The organism is Rothia sp. 88186D007BW (assembly GCF_053544215.1).
On sequence record NZ_JBPPTR010000002.1, the window covers coordinates 131,490 to 151,213 of the forward strand.

Consider the following 19,724-nt stretch of genomic DNA (forward strand, 5'->3'; position numbering starts at 1 on the left):
CCAAGGTTTTTACTTTTGCTCAGTTGTGCCCGGTTTGGGGGCTTTAGGGATAATCCCAACGCGCTGGGCCTTGTAGAGTTGCTCCCGGTTAGCCAGCACTACCAGGGCTAGGGAGTTCAGGGCCAGGCCGATGATGAAGATAATCCAGCCGACGACCATTAGGGCGGTGCCGCTGAGGACTGCACCAATAATGAGGGCAGCAACTGAGACCAGGTAGGCGGGAGAGAGAAGAAAGCGGGTGTCCATGGGGTCCTCTCGGTGTTTCTAGCGGACGCGCGGACGCGGGGCACGGGAGCGGAAGATACGCTCGTCGCTTGCTGCGCTAGATGGTGCGGGTGAGACGAGGGGCTGTGACTCGGTGGTAGCTTCAGGCTCGTAGAGGTCAACACTGGCCTCAGCACCCTCTTCTTCCTCATACTCTACCTGGGGGTGGGAGCTCTCGCCGGTAATCAGGGCAGGCAGGGGCCCGCCCTTGATACGCTGCACCATAACCAGGGTGGCAAAGGCGTTCAAACCCAGACTTACCAGTAGCAAGACCCAGCCCAGCACCGAAACCCAGGTAGAGTTTGCACTTACCATCAGGGCTGCTGCGAAGATGGCCGCAAGGGAGGTGAGGTATGCCGGGGAGAGGTCTTTAATGTCCATTGATCCTGATTCTATAAGAAAACTTAATATTCCATTGAGAGAATATAGTGGCGGTGTGCCCGCCAGCCCCCAGAAAACAACTCTGAGCAGATGCAGACCCACAGCGGAATAAGTACTTACCCATAGTAGGTGATGATTCTGCAAATTTCTTGAGTGCCACCGAGCCAACACATCGAATTATTCCCGACTGCCAGCGTCCTTACCGCCTACGACCGGCAGCTGCCGGGTAGCTACCCTCAGAGCCTCATCATCCAGCTCTTTCTGGGCTGAAATAATACGCATCTCGGTGGTCTTGAACAGCTCCTCTGCTTTCTCATAATCAAGCTTGTAGTCACTGTTAATAAGAGACTTAGACAATGACATGGTAAGCGCCTCAGGGCCTTGCTCCATAACATTCTGAGCCCTTACCTGCACATCAATCTGATAGAGTACGCTACTTACTACCTCATAGTCATATTCATTACGCACATCCAGAACAGCCGCTTGAGCAGCTAGCACAGATTTCTGCCGCATCAGGTTCATCAGTTCACGCTGACGCTGCCGCTCAGCCGAGCGCTCTTGGAAGTCCCCTGTCTTTTGCCCCTCCTCAGCACGATTCATCATACTAGTTACCGCATTCTTGAGTTGCTCAAAGGATTTCAAATCCCCGCTCTCTGCAACCGTCTTATACATGGACTTCCACATGGCTTGCTGGGCAATCTGCAGGAGTTCTTCTTCCTCATGGTCATCCTTTTCGGCTGTGGCACTTACACCCAGCACCCGCACCAACCAGGGCAGTGTCAAGCCGGGGAATACCATAGTGAAGAAGAGAACGGTTAACACAATGAAGACTGCTTCGGCACGCAACCTATCGGTCATCTCAGGCAGGATTAAGGCTAAGGCCAGGGTTACTAGACCACGCATACCAGCCCAGGTCATCACCAGCACTTCAGCGAAAGAACGCGGAGTGGTGCGACGAGAGTTTTGCCAGCGACCCCAGAGCCATAGACCAGTCATCCAGGCTAGACGGGTCCCAATTGCCACAGCCGAAATTAGCACCCCATGCCACACCATAGTCAGCACATTGTTATCTGCACTGTAGAGTAATTCGCCAGCTTGTAGCCCAATGAGCCCAAAGGCCAGACCAGTCACCAGCATTTCAAGCACGCTCCAGAAGGATGCATTAGCCAGGCGCTCTTCGGCTGTTAGATCCGCACTGTAGCTAGCCATCTGAATTGCTGCAATGACCACTGCCACCACACCTGAGGCGTGGAGTTCTTCAGCGATAATATATACACCGAAAGGAATAACTAGGGTCAGTGCGCTACGAGCTACAGTATCGGAGAGGTTACGGCGTAGCATGCTGCCGCCCCACCCCATAGTCAGCCCTAAGGCCACAGCCACAAGGGCGCTATAGACGAAACTACCCAGGGCAGAGAGCGGGTGGGGGTCAGTACCAGCTGCTAGGGCAGCTAGGGCAATCTGGAAAAGGACCAGAGAAACCGCGTCATTGAAGATACCTTCAGTTTGCAGGTTAGAAATAACACGGCGGGGAATGCCTACTGGCTCGGCAACAGCTTCTACCGCCACAGGGTCAGGCGGGGCAACAGCAGCACCAATGGCCAGGGCCAGGGCGATACTAATACCGGGTACAATCATCCAGGTCGTCCAGCCTACTGCCAGGGCAGAGACGGTGGTAAGGGCAATGGAGTAGATGAGGACGCTCCGCCAGCTTCTGCGTAGCATTCCCCAAGAGACGCGCTGGCCAATAGCCCACAGTAAAGGTGGCAGAAAAATCGGCAGAATAATCTCAGGCTCAATGTGTAGACTAGGCATCTGCGGAATCACGATAACCACGGTGGTTACCAGCGTCAGTAGCACCGGCCAGGGAAGGTTTAACCGCTCTCCCACGCTCACCAGCACCACTGTCGCTAGCAAAAGCACCACGATAACAATGAGGACTTCCACGCCCACCCCTTCACAACTGGTTTAATCTACCAATTTATAATTCTAGTCCTTCAGGTTGGGGTGAGCCTGCCTCTGAGGTGGGCTTATGCACCACATCCCCTGGTACTAGAAGTTGGGGGTGGCGTCCGTTCCTACGCCCCGGCGGCGAATCTCAGGCACTACCACCTGGCCATCTTGCGCATCAGCAGGGCCTGCGTGCTCGCTCTGTTCTTCTGCGGAGGGGTGGCTGCCGCAGGCTTCGGTGCTACAGCCACCGCAGCCAGCAGATGAGCCGCAGGGGGTGATTTCAGGGGTAGCTTCTTCGGCCAGGTCTACCCCGTGAGCTCGTAGATAGTCTTCGTGTTCAGCGACCAGGTCACGGTCTTCTGCACCGAGTACCACAAACCCGCTGTCTCGAATCATTTTCAGGTCATCAAGTGCTGACTGGCCGGTAGAAGTCAGATAGTCACCCAAGAAGAGGGAGTTGACCACGTGCAGGGCCAGGGGTTGGAGGGTGCGTAGGTGCATCTCGCGGCCACCTGCCATGCGCAGTTCCTTTTCGGGGGCTACTAGGCGCACGGTGGCTAGGATGCGCAGGCAGCGCATGGGGGTCAGTTCCCAGGTGCCTGCAAGCGGGGTGCCATCAAAGGGCATGAGGAAGTTGACGGGGATGGAGTCACCACCCAGATCACGCAGGGCGAAGATGGCATCGACTAGTTGCTCGTCGGTTTCTTTCATGCCCACAATCAGGCCGGAGCAGGCTGAGAGCCCGGCGTCCTGGGCTTTATCGACGGTGGCTAGGCGGTCGGCGTAGGTGTGGGTGGTGCAGATATCTGCGTAGTGGTCTTCGCTGGTGTTGAGGTTGTGGTTGTAGGCGTCTACACCGGCTTCTTTGAGGCGGTTGGCTTGGCCGTCTTTGAGGATGCCTAGGCAGGCGCAGACTTCTACCTGGGGGTGCTCTTCTTTGAGGTCTTCGACCATGGTGGCTACTCGTTCCACGTCGCGGTCGGTGGGGCCTTTACCTGAGGCGACCATGCAGACGCGGGAGGCGCCGCCGGCGATTCCGTAGCCGGCTTGTTTGACGGCTTCGTCTGTTTTGATCCAGGAGTATTTGAGCACTTCAGCTTCTGAGCCTAGGCGCTGGGAGCAGTAGGTGCAGTCTTCGGGGCAGAGGCCGGATTTGAGGTTGACCAGGTAGTTAACCTTGACAGTGTTTCCGAAGTAGTGGCGGCGGAGGCGGGATGCGGCGTCAACGAGGGCGAAGGTTTCGGCGTCACTGGCGGTGAGGGCGGCGAGGGCTTCTTCGCGGGTTGCGGGCTGGCCCTTGAGTGCGCGTTCGGCGATGGAAGAGAAATCAGTCATGGAACTAGTCAACACTGATTTTGAACGGTGTTCAAATTGTTACTTCATCACCCACCGCTCATACACCCCCTTAGGGAAGGAAGAGAAGGGCGATTATGCGCCGCACCCTCCTGCCCCGCAGGCGCAATTCCCGCCGCAGCCGCCACCAGCGTCCGCACCCTCCAGTGCACTGTGGGCGTAGGCGTCCGCGCCCTCAACTCCGGCATTACGCAAATAGGCCACATAGTCAGCCACCAGGTCACGGTCACCTGCATGAGCAACGGTCAAACCAGCACCCACTATCAACTTGAGATCCTCAAAGACCAAGGACGGCTGGGCAGGGTCCACCGTGAGCACCAGAGAATCCAGGGCTCTCACCGCCAGGGGCTGCAAGGAGCGCAGGGTAGTCTCACGCCCCTCCCCCAGGTGCAGGCTCTTTGCCGGTGCAGCTAGGCGGGTAGCAGCAAGCACGCACAGGGCCTCCATGGGGGTGAGAGAAGGCTGGCCCACATAGTCCAGGTCAATGCGCTGCACCGAGGTGTTAGCTGCTAGTTCTACTAGAGTCGCCGCCAAAGCATGAGCATCAAGCGGGGCACTGACTTCCACCGGGGCGGACGCCACCTGATCACCAGGTGCACCCAGCAGGTTGGTGACGGTAAGAGTTGTACCGAAATGTTCAATACGCAGTTCTGCGGCTAATTCGATGAGGGCGAAGGTGGCAGCAGGGCTGGCGATAAGTACCTTATGCAGGTCGCCCAGGGAGGCATTCTCACCGGCACGTAGGCGGGTAACGAGATCTGAGAAGTTGAGGGTCATGGCTTCAAATTTACTACTCTTTACTCGATAGACCTGCTGTCAGCTGTTGTACGGGCCGAAAGTAGGTCACAATGAGGGGGTGGCTTTATCCCGTGAGAAGATTCTTAACACTGCTTTTGATGTACTGTGCCAATTCGGTCTGGCTGACCTTTCCATGCGCCGCCTAGCTACCGAGCTTGGCGTAGCGCCCGGTGCGCTCTACTACCATGTGAAAAATAAGCAGGAACTGCTGGCTTCTTTAGCTTCACGCATGCTAGCTAGGGTAGAGCACCCCAGCGGCCCTGCAAGTAGTAACAGTCTCTTACTGGTAGCTCACAATACCTACCAGCAACTTATTCCTGTTAAGGAATGTTCCGAAGTCATACGCCTAGCTTTAGCCCTTCGCCCCTCACCCCTAGCCCCCGACCGACTCACTTTACTCGATACCTTAGAAGATGACTTTGCTGCCGCAACCGGCACCCCACAACCAGCTCTAGCGGCTGAGATTTTCATGCACACCTGCCTGAGTCTGATTGAGCAGGAGCAGACCCGAGCTCTTCTCACTGCCATCACCCCGTCTGCTGAACCACCGGCGTCCTATATCGCTGCGCTCACGGCCATCATTAAGGGCTTCACCGCCTAATATGCCTCAACGTTCACAAACCCCGCAGAAGGAAAATAAGACCGTGACCCTCCGTGTTGAGCCCACCTGGGCTACCTTGCCAGATCATCGTGCTGAAGTTGAGGCGGCCCGTCGTGCCTTTACCCAGAAGTACGGGGTAGAGCCGGATGGAGTCTGGTCAGCCCCCGGGCGTCTCAACCTCTTGGGGGAATACATCGATTTTCTGGGAGGCTCGTGCATGCCCATGCCCCTGCCCTACCGTACCTATGTGGCAGGTAAGGTACGCACAGATGGGGTTTTGCGGGCAGCATCCTTACAGATGCCGGGGGATGACCGCACGGTCGTAATCCGTGAAATTGCTCCGGGCACTTTTAAGGGCTGGTTTACCTATGTGGCGGGGGTTGCCTGGGCCATGAACCGGGAGGGTGGTAAAGATATTGCTCTCCCCCACCAGTTCGGGGCTGACCTCTTGATTACCTCCCAGGTGCCGGTGGGCGGGGGGCTATCGTCGTCAGCTGCTTTGGAGTGCTCCACAGCCCTGGCTCTGCTGGATCTTTCTTGCCCCCTGCACCAGGGGTGTGTTTGCGCTGAGGCTCTTCCCTCTGATCTCTCCCCCGCTAATGATGGCCTGCGGGCTCGCCTGGCCCAGGTTTGTATTCGGGCTGAGAATGAGGTGGCTGGGGCTCGTACTGGTGGCCTTGACCAGACGGCTTCCTTGCGTTCAGCACCGGGTAAGGCCCTGGTGGTGGACTTCCGTGATTTTTCGATTACTCCGCTGACTGTTGATGTGACCAGCGCTGGTTTGGGTTGGCTGGTGATTGATACTCATACTCCTCATGAGCTGGCGGGGGGTGAGTTTGCGGCTCGTCGTGCGGCTAATGAGGCGGTGACTGAGGCGATGGGGCTTGATTATCTGCGTAATGCCTTGCCTGAGGATTTGACCTGTTCTGGTTTGAGCGAGCGTGAGGCTAAGCGGTGCCGCCTGGATTTGGTGGATCAGACGGTTAATCGTGCTTTGACTGCCCTGGAGGAGAGTGGGCAACCCCGTACTTTCCCGCGCGGCTGGGTTCGCCATACTTTGCATGATATGACGCTGGTGGAGCGGGCTGCTTATCTTTTGGGCCGTCAGGACGCCGGTGAGCGGGTTGATTGGGATGAGCTGGGCAGGCTTTTTACGGAGAGTTTTGTGTCTATGCGCGATGAGTTGCGGGTCTCGCGCCCGGAGATTGATTGTGCGGTGGATGTTTGTTTGGCCGCTGGTGCTTTGGGTGCTCGTATTGTGGGTGGCGGTTTTGGTGGGGCTGTGATGGCCCTGCTTCCTGTTGATTTGCTGGAGTCGGCTGCGGAGCAGGTGGCGTTAGCGTATGCTCAGCGAGGCTATGCTGACCCTGAGTTTTTGCCTATGGTGGCGGGTTTCCCGGCGGATCGGGATTTTTAGCTGATATGGGGCAGGACTTTCTTTTTATGGCGTTAATGCGTAAACTTATCAATAAGGGAAGCTTGCGAACTATCCCGCAGCCCAAGCTCGCAGAAGCGAGAGATGAAAGGAAGCCCATCATGGCTACAGAAGACAAGTTTGAAAACGGCCTCGACAACCTGGCAGGTAAGGCCAAGGAGGCTGGCGGCAAGCTCACCGGCAACGACCGCCTAGAATCTGAAGGCAAGACCGATCAGGCCAAGGCTGAAGCCAAGGACAAGGTCGATGAGGTCAAGCAGGTACTCTCAGATGGTATTGATAAGGCTAAAGGCGCTATCAATGGCATTAAGGATTCCTTCAAGAAGGACTAATCCTTGCTAACTTTAGAAGGGGAGGTTGCCGTTTACGGCAGCCTCCCCTACTGCTATCTCCACCCCATCTATTAACTCTGGCAATCTGATGCTGACTGCCACTTCCCTACCACCCTATTTTCTAAGGAGTTTTCCAATGCCACGCACATCTTCTACCCACGCTGAGGCTGAGAAGTTTGTTACCGAAGGCGGTGTTGTCATTTATTGGCGGCCGGGCTGCCCTTTCTGCCAACGACTTGAAACTGGCTTAGGTGAGCTAGGCCAGCGGGCCCTATGGGTCAATATCTGGGAGGATGCGGACGCCGAGGCCTACGTCAAGAGCGTTAATGACGGTAATGCTGTGGTGCCCACCGTTCGCACTGCTGAGCGATCTTTTGTTGCTTCTGCAGCCAGCGCACCGCAGACTGTTGCCGAGCTGATCGAGGCCTCAGGCAAGTAGCGAGTAAGCGGTAAGAGTAGATTTTTGAAATTACAGGTTGTCTACACCCTGCGGATAGAAGTTATCCACAGGTGGGGATAAAACTGGGGAAATCGCTTACATCAGTGTAATTACAGCCCATTCTTAAGGCCTTTGGGCCATATACACAGGTTTTTAACAACTGTGGAATTACACTCTTGTAGTTATTAACAGCTGTGGATAAGCACTGTGGACAAAAAGTGTGGGCTCACCATGATGGTGGGCCCACACTCTCTTTATTGCCCTAGAACCTGCCAGGCTTACTCGGTAAACGATCAAGAATCGTTGCTACCAGCGCACCTGTCACCAGCCCACCCAGGTGAGCCTCCCACGAGATACCCGGCATGATAAAACCAAAAACAAAGTTGATAGCTACCAGAACGACGATGCCATTGGTACTCTGCCGGCGGGCACGAGCCAGAGAAAAATACGCCCCAAAAAGACCAAAGACGCCCCCAGAAGCCCCCAGGGTGCTCACACTCATACCACCGACAACAGAAGCCAGCAGGTGCACAGCCACAGACCCACCAACAATCGAGAATAGGTAGGTTGCAAGGAACTTCCATCTGCCCATCAGCGGCTCTAACATCTGACCAAAGAGGTAGAGAGTAAACATATTAAGCAGCAGGTGGGTGATATTAGATGGCGCGTGCAAGAAGCCCGCGCTCAGCATACGGTACCACTGCCCCGAATATTCCACGTAGAGAGGGTTATAGATACCCCACATAGTCACCTGGGGGAAGAGAAGCTGCAGAACCCACACCACGCTGTTAATAGCGATGAGAGCATAGGTAAGAGTGGGGCGGGCCTTGGCGTAAGAAGGACGCGGGGCTGAACGCTGTGCTGCTGCCATACAGTCCACGCACATCATGCCCACTTCTAGCGGTATTTGGCACTGCCCGCAGGCTAGCCGGTTGCAGCGTCCGCACCGCACATAGGTCACCTGGTTGGGGTGACGGGGGCACACCGGCACCTCATCACTGGAATAGCCGTATCGGCCTACCTGCTCACTCACGCGCTCGTCCTTTCACCTGCGGCCTTAGCCGCTCACATAAAAAATTTTTCTAGGGGTAGAAGAAAGGCCCACCCAAGATGGGCGGGCCTTTGGTACTAACCTCTGTGAGGTTTAGAGTTCTTCGATGTCGATGGAAGAGATGACGACGTCTTCAACGGGGCGGTCCATAGCACCGGTTGCTACACCTTCAATAGCGTCAACGACCTCCTTGGAGTCTTCATCTGCGACCTCACCGAAGATGGTGTGGCGGCCGTTGAGCCAGGGGGTCTCAACAGTGGTGATGAAGAACTGTGAGCCGTTGGTGCCGGGGCCTGCGTTGGCCATAGCCAGCAGGTAGGGCTTGTTGAAGCTCAGTTCGGGGTGAATTTCGTCCTTGAACTGGTAGCCGGGGCCGCCGATACCCTGACCGAGGGGGTCACCACCCTGGATCATGAAGTCGCGGATGATGCGGTGGAAGATGACGTCCTTGTAGAGGGGGCCTTCCTGCACCTCACCGGTGCGGGGGTGGCGCCATTCCTGGGTGCCATCGGAGAGGCCGATGAAGTTCTTGACGGTTGCCGGTGCGTGGTTACCGAAGAGGTTAACGACGATGTCACCGTGGTTGGTGTGAATTGTTGCTTTTGCAGTTGCAGTCATGCCCCTATTCTCGCACGGGTAGGTGGGCAGCCGCTAGGTATGCACTGGGCTTTTGCGGTCAGTGAAAGGGCATGGTCGGCACTAGGTGCCCTAGCCTACTTCTGCTTGCCTAAGTACGAAGTCCTGCATTCCTGGTACTGTAAAGGCCAGCTGACCCACACCGGGCGAATACACCAACCCTTTTTCAATCAAGGATTTACGCACTACGCTGGTTCCGTTAGTGGTCTTATCCAGAGCCTTTGCGATTTCTCCGGTGCGGGCGGCATTACCTTTCATCAGGTGGGCCATAGCAACCAGGTAGTCCTGTTCTGCATCGGTAGTCCGCTGCCAGCGGGTGAGATAGAAACCGCTATCTAACTCGCTTCGCCCTACTGCAAGGCCAGCAAGCACGTCATCATCAGTAATTGTCTGTTGAGCAGCAGAGTTCCAGATGGCCTGCCCATATTGCTGGATGAAGTAGGGGTAGCCTTGCGAAGCGGCAGTGGCTTTTTCGAGGGCGCTTTCTATGATGTTCCCGCCTGGCCTGCAGATGGGTTCTATGAAAGCCCGGCGGGTTGCATCAGGAGTGAGAGCACCTATTTCACGGTAGCTAAAGAGACGTTCAGCGTAGGTTTTTATTTCTCCTAGCCGCGTGGGAACTGAGGGCAGACCAGCCCCGATAATGTAGAAGGGGAGTTCCCGTTGCCCTGCTTCGTGTTGGGTTGTCAGGAGCATATCGAGTAGTTCACTATCAAAGTCTTGGATTTCATCAATGAAAAAACCGATAGCTTTAGGCTGGGGAAGTTCTTTGAGGGCTTCTGCTAGGTTCAAGATTGCTTCGGGGAAGTCTATATCGAGGACGCCGGTGGTGAAGGCAGGCTCGTCATTCTTAGGTTTGAGCACTAGGCGGGCTTGGGCAAAGCCCAGCGTGAGCGATAGTTCGGCGATAGAGGCGATTGCTCGCTGTATTGCGCTTCCAGTGTGCCCCTGGGTAGCTACTCTATAGTCTGCTGGGCAAGGTCTCGTGCGAGTTTGATTCGAAGTTGTTTCTGGGCAGAGGGAGTAAGGCTCCCTTCGAGCCTGAGAGTGAGCCAGCCGGAGCGTTCTACGTGGTTTTCTAATCTGCGAAGCAGAACGGTCTTACCGACTCCGCGCAGGCCGTAGAGCATAAGACTCTATCGGTCAGTCGCATTTTGCTACGGGCTACGAGCCTATCGAAGTCGATGATTTCTTGGTCTCGCCCTGTGAGTTCAGGCGGGGTAAGCCCTGCACCGGGGGTAAAGGGGTTAAGATCTTGATTCACTGTCTACTACTTTAGCGGGCAGAGAAACATACGAGTTTTTGCCCTAGTACAGAGAACTTTAGAGTTTTAGAAAGTAAGCTGATACTAAATGTAAGTCGCTCGCATTCGGCCGTGAGCTGGTCTGTGAAGATCGGCAACCTGCCGGGGCGGGCCCAGACATGGAGGAAATAACCATGGCACTGTGCAAGAAGAGCAAGGCTAAGAAAGCTCAGAAGCAGGCAGAGAAGTTCTTCTCAAAGGCAGCTAAGACCACTGGCAAGAAGGCTGACAAGCTGACCAGCCTGGCTCAGAAGAAGGCTTCTCGTGCTGAGAAGCTGACCGGTAAGAAGTTCTCCCAGTTGCAGAAGGCTGCTGAGAAGTACGGTAAGAACGTCTCCAAGGCCACCCAGTCTGCTGCTAAGGATGGCGCTAAGAAGTTTGAGAACGTCCAGTCCACCCTGGCCGATAAGATTCAGCACACCATCGACGACGTCACCCCCGCCGTTGAAAACGCTGTAGCAACCGCCCGTGTGAAGGCTGCTGACGTTGCAAACACCGTTGCAGATAAGCTCTCTGATGCTGAGGTTCCCACCCAGGTTGAGCACCTTGCCGCTAAGGTCACTGGCGACAAGAAGGCCCTGAAGAAGGCTCAGAAGGCTGCCGTTAAGGCCGCTAAGAGCTACGCCAAGGAGCAGAAGAAGGCTTCTAAGAGCAACAAGGGTCTGCTGGTCTTTGGCCTGGTTGTTGCTGGTGTTGCTGCTGGCGCAGCTGCTTTCAAGGCTTCTCGCCCCGTTGAGGACCCCTGGAAGACTCCTGCCGCCTAGTCCTCACTAGTTACTCACGCGCGTCCGCCCCTCGTTGATTGCGAGCGCGGACGCCCGGCCCCGGCTCCCCTAGCGGGAGGCCGGGGCCTTTTGCTATGTACTGGCAGTGACTAGCTAGCAGGGGTCTTAGTCTGAACAATTACCTGCTGAATGGCCTGTTCTACTGATTCTTGGTCTGGTGCGGTGAGGAGTTGCTGGCGGAAAGAATCACGCATCAAGGCACGAGCTAAGGTCGATAAGATGCGTAGGTGTTCGTTGCCAGAGCTCTCAGGTACCGCGATGAGGAAGACCAGACGTACCGGAGACTGATCGGGGGCTTTCCAGTCAATTCCTTCGGGTAAACGGGCGAAGGCCAACGTGGGTGTTACGACTGCCGCGGTGCGGGCGTGGGGAATTGCTACTCCGTGGCCTACCGCGGTTGAGGTTTTCTCTTCACGCGCTAAGGCAGCTTCAATGACAGCTTGGGGATTTGAGAATCGTGCTGAGGCGGCATCGACTAGGCCTCGAATAACGGTATCCGGTGAACCGGTAGGTGCCTGGTCATCGAGCAGGATAAGGTCACTCTCGATGAGCTCAGCGGCGCTCTGGTGCTCATGATGAGCCTTTGGTGTGAGGGTAGTTTCAGAGCGCATAGAGCCTGCGGTGTTCTGAGTACTATCTTCTTCCGTCTTGGAGATGGCAGGAGAAGAGCTGCGGTTACTGATGTGGATAAGGGCCAGCATCAGTACCACGGTGGTAGCCACACCTGCTAGAAGTGCTAGGAAGAAGAAAAGAGTATTGTCTACAGCGCCAAGAACTGCCACGATGGGTCCACCGTGCATGACGTTATCTTTTACCTGCCAGAGACCAGCTAATGCCCCAGCGGTAGCTCCACCGAGTACGTTAGCGGGGATTACCTGAAGGGGGCGCGCAGCGGCCAGGGGAATAGCGCCTTCGGTGATACCGAAGAAGCCCATCAGTAGCGCTGCAATACCAGATTCTTGTTCGGCCTTACTAAAGACCTGTCGGCGGATAAGAGTGGCAATACCTACTGCAATAGGCGGGACGGCGATAGCAGTTGCTGCCATACCCATGGGTGCAGCATTACCGGCGGTAATCATGCCGCCGGCAAAAAGAAAGGCGGTCTTGTTAAAGGGCCCACCCATGTCAAAGGCAATCATAGCTCCCAACACAGCACCAAGCACCAGTACAGAAGCGCCATCCAAATGTGCTAGCCACTGGGTGAGTGCTTCAAAGAGAAGAGAGATGGGGTGCCCGAGCAGGTAGACGAAGAGGAAGCCTACGACTGCGGTGGTGACGATGGGAATAATGAGGATCGGCCAGATGGTGGCCAGGTAGCGGTTCACCGGTATTTTTTTGATGGCAAGAGCAAGGTAACCGGAGAGAAAACCGGTGAGAATACCTCCGATGAACCCTGCTCCGGCTTCGGAACCGTAGAGGGACCCAGTCACAGCGATGAGACCGGTGATGAAGCCTGGGGCTAGACCAGGCCGACCAGCAATAGCCGAGGCGATAAAGGCTGAGAGAACAGGCACCATGAGACTAAAGGCCAGTACACCCATTTGCAAGAGGGTGTTCCAGAAAGAATCTTCTGGGACTACTAGGCCTTCAGTGCTGGGGGTTCCTCCCAGTGATAGGGCCACAGCAATCATCAGACCGCCAGTTACCACGAAGGGAATCATGTGCGATACGCCGTTCATGAGTGCCTGGTAGAGTTGCTGGCCGATAGATTGTTTGGTGGGTTTTTGAGTGTTTTCTTGGTCAGTTTGTGCTCTGCCCTCTTGGTAGATAGGGGCGGTTTGAGCCTGAGTGAGTAGAGCTTGGGGGTTCTTAATAGCCTGGGCTACGGGGGTGGCCAGTAGTTTTTTCCCGGCAAAACGGCTTTTATCAACGTCGATGTCAGCACAGATAAGAATAGCGTCCGCTTCTTTAATATCATCAGCGGTAAAGGCTCCTTCGACGCCGATGGAGCCGTGAGTCTCAACTTTGAGATTGATTCCTTTTTCTTCTGCCGCAGCAGCTAGGTTTTCAGCGGCCATATAGGTGTGGGCGATACCCGTGGGGCAGGCTGTGATAGCAAGGATGCGTGGAGGAGATGATGTTGGTGATGTCATAGTCCTTAGCTTACCGGCCGAGAACGGCGGGGGCAGGGACTTTGATGTTCTTGTAACGTGAGGACGTATGCCGACGGTCTTGTGAGGCTTTGCAGATAATCGTAGCGGGAAGGAAATACAAAAGAAGTCCTGGTCTTTCGACCAGGGCTTCTTACCAAATATAATTCGGCGATGACCTACTCTCCCACACCGTCGCCAGTGCAGTACCATCGGCGCTAAGAGCCTTAACTTCCGGGTTCGGGATGGGACCGGGTGTTTCCCTCTTGCTATAATCACCGAAGAGTGGAGGCGAGGGGACTCGAACCCCTAACCCCCTGCTTGCAAAGCAGGTGCGCTACCAATTGCGCCACGCCCCCGTGGTGTTATGCTTCTACCTTACTACAGGTTTTTTGCACGCGCAAACTAATTCTACCAAATAAACGGTTAGCTCCACCACAGGTTTAAGATAAAAACCTGAAGAACAGGCCATAACTGCCCTATTTAGCCTGCAGTCCCTAGGAAGTTGAAGCCGGTGTAGGCGTAGATGAAGTCCTTGGCGATCCAGAGAATACCGCTCACAACAGCCAGAGTCAGCACCGCAAACAGTACATAGGCGGCAGCACGCGCTGCCGGGGCAGGCTCGGTGTAGACGGTACCCTCAGGGGTTTCTACAGCTATGCCACTCATCAGGCGCACACCCAGGGCATAGAGAATCGGCAGGCCAGCACCAAAACCCAGACCGGCCAGGAAGACGGGGTAAATCTTGTGGAAGATATCAACAATCAGCATTTAGGAACCAGCCTTCACGATGGGAATCGACTCGGTGTGTACCTCACGGGTAGTGACAGCCTCACCCGAGTGCATATCAATATGGCTGACGGCGCTCTTGCGGGAGTGAGCCCACATCCAAACACAGAAGCCCACCAGAAGGAGGAAAACAGCAGCTTCACCTATCCAGGCGCTACCGGTCAAAGAGTTGATGCCGTTACCCACGAACCAGGTCAGCGCACCGACGGAGCCAGCAGCCGGCAGGGTAATAACCCAGGCGATGACCATACGGCGGGCGGTTGACCAGCTTACCTTGGCGCGACGGCCAATGCCGGATCCAATAATAGAACCGGTGGCCACGTGGGTAGTAGACAGGGCCATACCGAAATGGGAGGAGGTCAGAATAATAGCTGCCGAGGAGCCGTCCGCAGCAAAGCCCTGGGGGCCTTCAATATCAACAATGCCCTTACCCAAGGTTTTAATGATGCGCCAGCCACCCAGGTAGGTTCCCAGGGCGATAGCCAGCGCACAGACCAGGCGCACCCAGAAAGGAATATCTGCTTCGGGGTTGATTTCCTGGGCTGCAACCAGGGCTAGGAAGATAACACCCATGGTTTTCTGCGCATCATTGGTGCCGTGAGCTAGAGACATGAGAGAAGCGGCGGAAATCTGGCCGAAGCGGAAGTTCTTTTTCTTCTGTTGCTCAGGCACGGTCTTGGTGAGAGCATAAATCAGAGCAGCACCCACACCAGCAACTACACCGGCAATGAGCGGGGCCAGCAGGGCCGGAATAATAATCTTCATCAGCACGCCATTCCACAGCACACCGTTAGCACCCAGTGAAGCCAGGGTCGCGCCGATGAGGCCACCAAAGAGGGCATGAGAGGAGCTGGAGGGCAATCCTAACAGCCAGGTGAAGACGTTCCAGAGGATTGCACCCACCAGCCCGGTAAAGACAATCAGCATGAGACTGGGTCCGCCCCCGGCTGTCTCCAGGTCGATGAGGCCAGAGCCGACGGTTTTAGCTACCTCAATGGAGAGGAAGGCGCCCGCTAGGTTAAGGACGGCCGCGAGCGCCACAGCCGCTTTAGGTTTGAGGGCTCCTGTGGCGATGGATGAGGCCATGGCGTTGGCGGTGTCATGAAAGCCGTTGGTGAAGTCGAAGGCTAGTGCGGTGAGCACTACGATCACCAGAATGATGAGTTCTGTAGTCACAGTTCTATTCTTGTAGGCAAGGCAGGTTTTGGGAAACATCAGGCGTCTGAGGGATTAGGCAAGGGTGAAATGTTGATTAAGTTTCTTAAAACCCACAAGATACATATTTTGGGCAGAGATACCTGCAACGATAGAGGTGAAGATATGTTCGTTTCACCTGGTTAGGGGATATTTTTTGCGATACTGCTCCTTAAAGAAATGTGGTTTTACATGGTTTTACCTGAGCAGGCAGCCCCTTCTACAGCGGCAAACCCACATGCAGAGCGATGTTGTTTACCATTTGTTCATTTTATACTCCCGTGGGGTTGCTCATAAACTGCCATAAAAGCTCAAGGCTTACTTGAAACCTATTCTTGAGACACATACCTCGACAGCATCAACCAAAGTAACGAGCGTGCACCATATCGCTGAGCGTGCGCAGGGTAAACGCACGCTCAGTGATATGGTGCACGCTCGCAGGGGTGGGACACACTTTTCTGCCTATAACCCATAATCCCACTAAAGGGCACAAGTAGCGCGAGCCCCCCCAAAAAAAGAACCGCACATACAAAAAGGAACCCCAGTCTTTCGACTGGGGTTCCTTACCAAATATAATTCGGCGATGACCTACTCTCCCACACCGTCGCCAGTGCAGTACCATCGGCGCTAAGAGCCTTAACTTCCGGGTTCGGGATGGGACCGGGTGTTTCCCTCTTGCTATAATCACCGAAGAGTGGAGGCGAGGGGACTCGAACCCCTAACCCCCTGCTTGCAAAGCAGGTGCGCTACCAATTGCGCCACGCCCCCATCGGGTGCTACCTATGAGATTTTATCTGTAGCTTCTTCCCAAGTTTTTTTATTCTCCTGAGAATCCTTAGCTTTCTTCACCGCCATCACTGTTGCCAGTGCAGCAAGTGCGATTGTCATAAATTTCTTCATGTCAACCTTTCAACCAAGGTGAGTGGGCGTACCAGGAATTGAACCTGGGACCTCTACATTATCAGTGTAGCGCTCTAACCGTCTGAGCTATACGCCCTTGATGTTCATCAGAACGAGATATAACTTTACACAGGTTTTGACACCTTGCCAAATTAAAAATGGGTGTTCTGAGACACATCATCTAAATTGGTAGTTAAAAGCCTCGTGGCGCCCTAAAAATACAGGGCACCACGAGGCTACATCAGGGCTCTAACTCAGATTTATTCGTCGGTGAGGGTCACGCCCACACCACCAACCAATCTGGCTGCCAGGTTATACAACATGGCAGCTAGAGTGCCTAGCAGAGTGTAAAGAATTACATTCACGACGGAAATAATGGTGCTATAAAGAGCCACCTGCCCCAAGGAGAGGTACTGGGATATATCCACAGCATCACCAGTGGTACCTAGCAAGGTCAGCAGATCATTGAGGCTCTGGAAGGTGCCAGTGGCCTGCATAACCAGCCAGAGAATCACCGCTGCAACAACGGTAGCGATACCAATAGCAACCGAGAGCAGGAAGACAAGCTTAGCTACAGAGAAGGTATCGACCTTAGCAATGACCAGGCGCGCACGGCGAATCTTGGAGCGAGGGGCCGGGCGCACCAGAGGCTTACGCTGGGCATTTGCGGACGCTCCACCCTGGGGGCGTGCCTTACCTTGGGCAGCGCGCGGGGTGCCGGCTCGCGGCGCTGGCCGCGGTGCGGTTCCGGTGCTTCTAGTGCTCACTCTTACCTCCAAGTGCGTCTGCGGTGTCGGCTACTGCCGGGGTGGTCTTGTTTTCTAAAGGTACTTCATCTGCCGGCTTTTCGGGGCTTTCAGCGCCGTTTTCCTCGGTGTCGTCTACCTCATCGATGTTGCGTTCGTAGTTGCGGGCAACCTCAAGGATCTCATCGTTCTTGCCAGGCTTAGCAAAAATAACGCCCATGGTGTCGCGGCCCTTAGCCGGCACCTCTGCAACTGAGGTGCGCACGACCTTACCGGATTGCATCACGACCATGACCTCGTCCTCTTCACTGACAATCAGACCGCCCACGAGCTCGCCGCGGTCCTCTGCCAGCTTGGCAACCTTGATGCCCAGGCCGCCACGACCCTGAACACGGTACTGATCAACCTGGGTGCGCTTAGCATAACCACCTGCGGTCACCACAAAGACGAAGGAATCATCGGTGACCACGTTGGCTGAGAGCAACTCATCCCCGTCACGGAACTTCATACCGGTCACACCAGAGGTTGCACGGCCCATAGGTCGCAGGGCCTCGTCAGAAGCAGTGAAACGCAAGGACTGGCCCTGGCGGGAGATCAGCAGCAAATCATCGTCAGCGCTGGCTAGCTGGGCTGAGACCAGCTCATCGCCCTCACGCAGATTAATGGCAATGACGCCAGCGGCACGGTTGGTGTCGTAATCCGACAGGGCAGTTTTCTTCACCAAACCGTTCTTAGTAGCCAAAATCAGGTAGGGGGCATCCTCATAGGACTTAAGCTCCATGACCTTAGCGATGGTCTCCTCAGGCTGGAAGGCCAGCAGGTTAGCCACATGCTGGCCCTTGGCGTCGCGGCCTGCTTCCATGAGCTCGTAGGCCTTAGTGCGGTAGACCCGACCCAGGTTGGTGAAGAAGAGAATCCAGGAGTGGGTGGAGGTAACAAAGAAGTGCTGAACGACGTCGTCCCCGCGCAAGGAGGCACCCTTAATGCCCTTGCCGCCGCGGTGCTGGGAGCGGTACTGGTCGCTGCGGGTGCGCTTGACATAGCCACCGCGGGTAATGGTGACGACCATTTCTTCCTCAGGGATGAGATCTTCCATAGACATATCACCGTCATAGCCCATAAGGATCTTGGAGCGGCGGTCATCACCAAAGCGGGCTACAATTTCGGCCAGTTCTTCAGAGATGATGGCGCGCTGACGATCCTCAGAGGCGATAATCGCGTTGTACTCATCGATCATGCGCATGAGTTCGTCGTGGCGGTCCTGAATCTTCTGACGTTCCAGGGCGGCTAAGCGGCGCAGCTGCATGTTCAAAATCGCCTGAGCCTGGGCCTCATCAATGTCGAGGAAGTCCATCAGGGCTGCGCGGGCGTCATCGGCGGTGGGAGAGCGGCGAATCAGGGCGATGACCTCATCGAGGGCATCGAGGGCCTTGAGCAGGCCGCGCAGAATATGCGCTTCTTCTTGGGCCTGACGCAGGCGGTAGCGGGTGCGGCGCACAATCACTTCGAGCTGGTGGTTGACCCAGTGGCGGATGAAGGCATCCAGGGAGAGGGTGCGGGGCACGCCGTCCACAATCGCCAGCATGTTAGCTGAGAAGTTTTCCTGGAGCTGGGTGTGCTTGTAGAGGTTATTCAGCACCACCTTGGGCACAGCATCACGTTTGAGAACGATGACCAGGCGCTGGCCAGTGCGGCCAGACGTTTCATCGCGCAAATCAGCGATGCCGCTGATTTTGCCGTCCTTGACCAATTCAGCGATTTTGATGGCCAGGTTGTCGGGGTTGGCCTGGTAGGGCAGCTCGGTGACGACCAGGCAGGTGCGCCCCTGAATTTCTTCAACGTTGACCACTGCGCGCATGGTGATTGAACCACGGCCAGTACGGTAGGCCTGCTCAATTCCCTTATGGCCCAGGATGGTGGCGCCGGTGGGAAAGTCAGGGCCCTTAATGCGGGCAATCAGGGCCTCAAGCAGCTCTTCGTTGCTAGCTTGGGGGTTCTGCAGGAACCATTGCACGCCGTCCGCTACCTCACGCAGGTTATGCGGCGGGATGTTGGTTGCCATACCAACGGCGATACCGGATGAGCCGTTAACCAGCAGATTGGGGATACGCGAGGGCAGGACGACCGGCTCCTGGTTCTTGCCGTCGTAGTTGGGCTGGAAGTCTACGGCTTCCTCGGTGATATCTCGTACCATCTCCAGGGCCAGGGGAGCCATCTTGGTTTCGGTATAACGGGGGGCTGCGGCACCGTCATTACCGGGGGAGCCGAAGTTACCCTGACCGAGGGCTAGGGGGTAGCGCATGACCCAGTCCTGGATGAGGCGCACCAGGGTGTCATAGATAGCCCCGTCACCGTGAGGGTGGTATTGACCCATCACTTCGCCAACGACGCGGGCGCACTTGTTGAAGGAGCGTTCGGGGCGGTAGCCGCCGTCGTACATGGCGTAGATGACGCGGCGGTGGACGGGCTTGAGGCCATCGCGCACATCAGGTAGGGCGCGACCGATGATGACGGCCATGGCGTAGTCCAGGTATGAGCGTTCCATTTCAGAACGCAGGTCTACAACTTCGACCTTGCCGCCGGCAGGTGCCGGGGTTGCGTCAGTTGCAACGGTTTCGCCGTCGATGGGCTGGGGTGAGCTGGTGGTGTTCTCGTCGCTCATAAGTTCCTCGTA

19 protein-coding genes, 3 tRNA genes and 2 rRNA genes are annotated in these 19,724 nt (G+C 55.7%); 5 read left to right on the forward strand and 19 right to left on the reverse strand.

Annotated features, from left to right (window positions below; genetic code table 11):
• Nucleotides 1–9: 9 nt before the first annotated feature.
• From ACEE09_RS01830 to ACEE09_RS01850, 5 genes are all read right to left on the reverse strand, one after another.
• Nucleotides 10–246 (reverse strand): hypothetical protein, encoded by a 237-nt coding sequence (locus tag ACEE09_RS01830; protein ID WP_449081549.1) that lies wholly within the window; start codon nucleotides 244–246, stop codon nucleotides 10–12.
• An 18-nt stretch (nucleotides 247–264) separates the two neighbouring features.
• The gene (locus ACEE09_RS01835) at nucleotides 265–645 is read right to left on the reverse strand and encodes a hypothetical protein (protein WP_449081551.1); all 381 of its coding nucleotides are present in this window, start codon (nucleotides 643–645) and stop codon (nucleotides 265–267) included.
• Between the two features lie 177 nt (nucleotides 646–822).
• Nucleotides 823–2,592 (reverse strand): cation:proton antiporter, encoded by a 1,770-nt coding sequence (locus ACEE09_RS01840; RefSeq protein ID WP_449081553.1) that lies wholly within the window; start codon nucleotides 2,590–2,592, stop codon nucleotides 823–825.
• A 105-nt stretch (nucleotides 2,593–2,697) separates the two neighbouring features.
• On the reverse strand, nucleotides 2,698–3,933 hold the full coding sequence (bioB, locus tag ACEE09_RS01845; protein ID WP_449081555.1) for a biotin synthase BioB: 1,236 nt from the start codon (nucleotides 3,931–3,933) through the stop codon (nucleotides 2,698–2,700).
• 93 nt (nucleotides 3,934–4,026) lie between these two features.
• The gene (locus tag ACEE09_RS01850) at nucleotides 4,027–4,728 is read right to left on the reverse strand and encodes a hypothetical protein (protein ID WP_449081556.1); all 702 of its coding nucleotides are present in this window, start codon (nucleotides 4,726–4,728) and stop codon (nucleotides 4,027–4,029) included.
• 79 nt (nucleotides 4,729–4,807) lie between these two features.
• Between ACEE09_RS01850 and ACEE09_RS01855 the strand changes: the two genes are divergently transcribed.
• The 4 genes from ACEE09_RS01855 to ACEE09_RS01870 all read left to right on the forward strand — a co-directional run bounded on the left by ACEE09_RS01855 (nucleotide 4,808) and on the right by ACEE09_RS01870 (nucleotide 7,556).
• Nucleotides 4,808–5,350: a TetR family transcriptional regulator gene (locus tag ACEE09_RS01855; RefSeq protein ID WP_449081558.1), complete on the forward strand. Its 543-nt coding sequence runs from the start codon at nucleotides 4,808–4,810 to the stop codon at nucleotides 5,348–5,350.
• Nucleotide 5,351: 1 nt separating this feature from the next.
• Nucleotides 5,352–6,767, forward strand: coding sequence for a galactokinase (locus tag ACEE09_RS01860; RefSeq protein WP_449081560.1), 1,416 nt, complete (start codon nucleotides 5,352–5,354; stop codon nucleotides 6,765–6,767).
• Nucleotides 6,768–6,886: 119 nt separating this feature from the next.
• Nucleotides 6,887–7,117 carry a CsbD family protein gene (locus ACEE09_RS01865; RefSeq protein ID WP_449081562.1) on the forward strand — a complete coding sequence of 77 codons (231 nt, stop codon included), beginning with the start codon at nucleotides 6,887–6,889 and terminating at the stop codon, nucleotides 7,115–7,117.
• A gap of 136 nt (nucleotides 7,118–7,253) precedes the next feature.
• On the forward strand, nucleotides 7,254–7,556 hold the full coding sequence (locus tag ACEE09_RS01870) for a glutaredoxin domain-containing protein (RefSeq protein ID WP_449081564.1): 303 nt from the start codon (nucleotides 7,254–7,256) through the stop codon (nucleotides 7,554–7,556).
• 262 nt (nucleotides 7,557–7,818) lie between these two features.
• Here ACEE09_RS01870 and ACEE09_RS01875 read toward each other — a convergent pair whose 3' ends face one another.
• The 3 genes from ACEE09_RS01875 to ACEE09_RS01885 form a co-directional block, all read right to left on the reverse strand.
• On the reverse strand, nucleotides 7,819–8,589 hold the full coding sequence (locus ACEE09_RS01875; protein ID WP_449081566.1) for a rhomboid family intramembrane serine protease: 771 nt from the start codon (nucleotides 8,587–8,589) through the stop codon (nucleotides 7,819–7,821).
• 111 nt (nucleotides 8,590–8,700) lie between these two features.
• Nucleotides 8,701–9,225, reverse strand: coding sequence for a peptidylprolyl isomerase (locus tag ACEE09_RS01880; RefSeq protein WP_449081568.1), 525 nt, complete (start codon nucleotides 9,223–9,225; stop codon nucleotides 8,701–8,703).
• A 90-nt stretch (nucleotides 9,226–9,315) separates the two neighbouring features.
• Nucleotides 9,316–10,107, reverse strand: a complete 792-nt coding sequence (locus tag ACEE09_RS01885) for an ATP-binding protein (protein ID WP_449081570.1) — start codon at nucleotides 10,105–10,107, stop codon at nucleotides 9,316–9,318.
• Between the two features lie 573 nt (nucleotides 10,108–10,680).
• On the opposite strand from ACEE09_RS01885, the gene ACEE09_RS01890 reads away from it, so the two are divergent.
• Nucleotides 10,681–11,310, forward strand: coding sequence for a hypothetical protein (locus ACEE09_RS01890; RefSeq protein ID WP_449081572.1), 630 nt, complete (start codon nucleotides 10,681–10,683; stop codon nucleotides 11,308–11,310).
• Nucleotides 11,311–11,420: 110 nt separating this feature from the next.
• On the opposite strand, the gene ACEE09_RS01895 is transcribed toward ACEE09_RS01890, so the two are convergent.
• The 11 genes from ACEE09_RS01895 to gyrA all read right to left on the reverse strand — a co-directional run bounded on the left by ACEE09_RS01895 (nucleotide 11,421) and on the right by gyrA (nucleotide 19,712).
• A complete protein-coding gene (locus ACEE09_RS01895; RefSeq protein WP_449081574.1) occupies nucleotides 11,421–13,424 on the reverse strand; it encodes a fructose-specific PTS transporter subunit EIIC in 2,004 nt (667 codons plus the stop codon).
• 163 nt (nucleotides 13,425–13,587) lie between these two features.
• A 5S ribosomal RNA gene (gene rrf, locus ACEE09_RS01900) occupies nucleotides 13,588–13,704 on the reverse strand.
• Between the two features lie 3 nt (nucleotides 13,705–13,707).
• Nucleotides 13,708–13,780: transfer RNA gene (locus ACEE09_RS01905), tRNA-Ala, on the reverse strand.
• A 124-nt stretch (nucleotides 13,781–13,904) separates the two neighbouring features.
• Complete coding sequence (locus tag ACEE09_RS01910; RefSeq protein ID WP_449081575.1) at nucleotides 13,905–14,192, reverse strand: hypothetical protein; 288 nt, start codon at nucleotides 14,190–14,192, stop codon at nucleotides 13,905–13,907.
• Entirely contained in the window at nucleotides 14,193–15,386 is a 1,194-nt protein-coding gene (locus tag ACEE09_RS01915) for an anion permease (RefSeq protein WP_449081577.1), read from the reverse strand. It abuts the gene before it with no gap.
• Between the two features lie 593 nt (nucleotides 15,387–15,979).
• Nucleotides 15,980–16,096: ribosomal RNA gene (rrf, locus tag ACEE09_RS01920) — 5S ribosomal RNA — on the reverse strand.
• Between the two features lie 3 nt (nucleotides 16,097–16,099).
• A tRNA-Ala gene (locus tag ACEE09_RS01925) sits at nucleotides 16,100–16,172 on the reverse strand.
• 12 nt (nucleotides 16,173–16,184) lie between these two features.
• Nucleotides 16,185–16,304, reverse strand: coding sequence for a DLW-39 family protein (locus ACEE09_RS01930; RefSeq protein WP_449081578.1), 120 nt, complete (start codon nucleotides 16,302–16,304; stop codon nucleotides 16,185–16,187).
• A gap of 23 nt (nucleotides 16,305–16,327) precedes the next feature.
• Nucleotides 16,328–16,401: transfer RNA gene (locus tag ACEE09_RS01935), tRNA-Ile, on the reverse strand.
• Between the two features lie 163 nt (nucleotides 16,402–16,564).
• Nucleotides 16,565–17,071 (reverse strand): DUF3566 domain-containing protein, encoded by a 507-nt coding sequence (locus tag ACEE09_RS01940; RefSeq protein ID WP_449081580.1) that lies wholly within the window; start codon nucleotides 17,069–17,071, stop codon nucleotides 16,565–16,567.
• Nucleotides 17,061–19,712 (reverse strand): DNA gyrase subunit A, encoded by a 2,652-nt coding sequence (gene gyrA, locus ACEE09_RS01945; protein ID WP_449081582.1) that lies wholly within the window; start codon nucleotides 19,710–19,712, stop codon nucleotides 17,061–17,063. The genes ACEE09_RS01940 and gyrA overlap by 11 nt, the downstream gene beginning before the upstream one ends.
• Nucleotides 19,713–19,724: the final 12 nt, after the last annotated feature.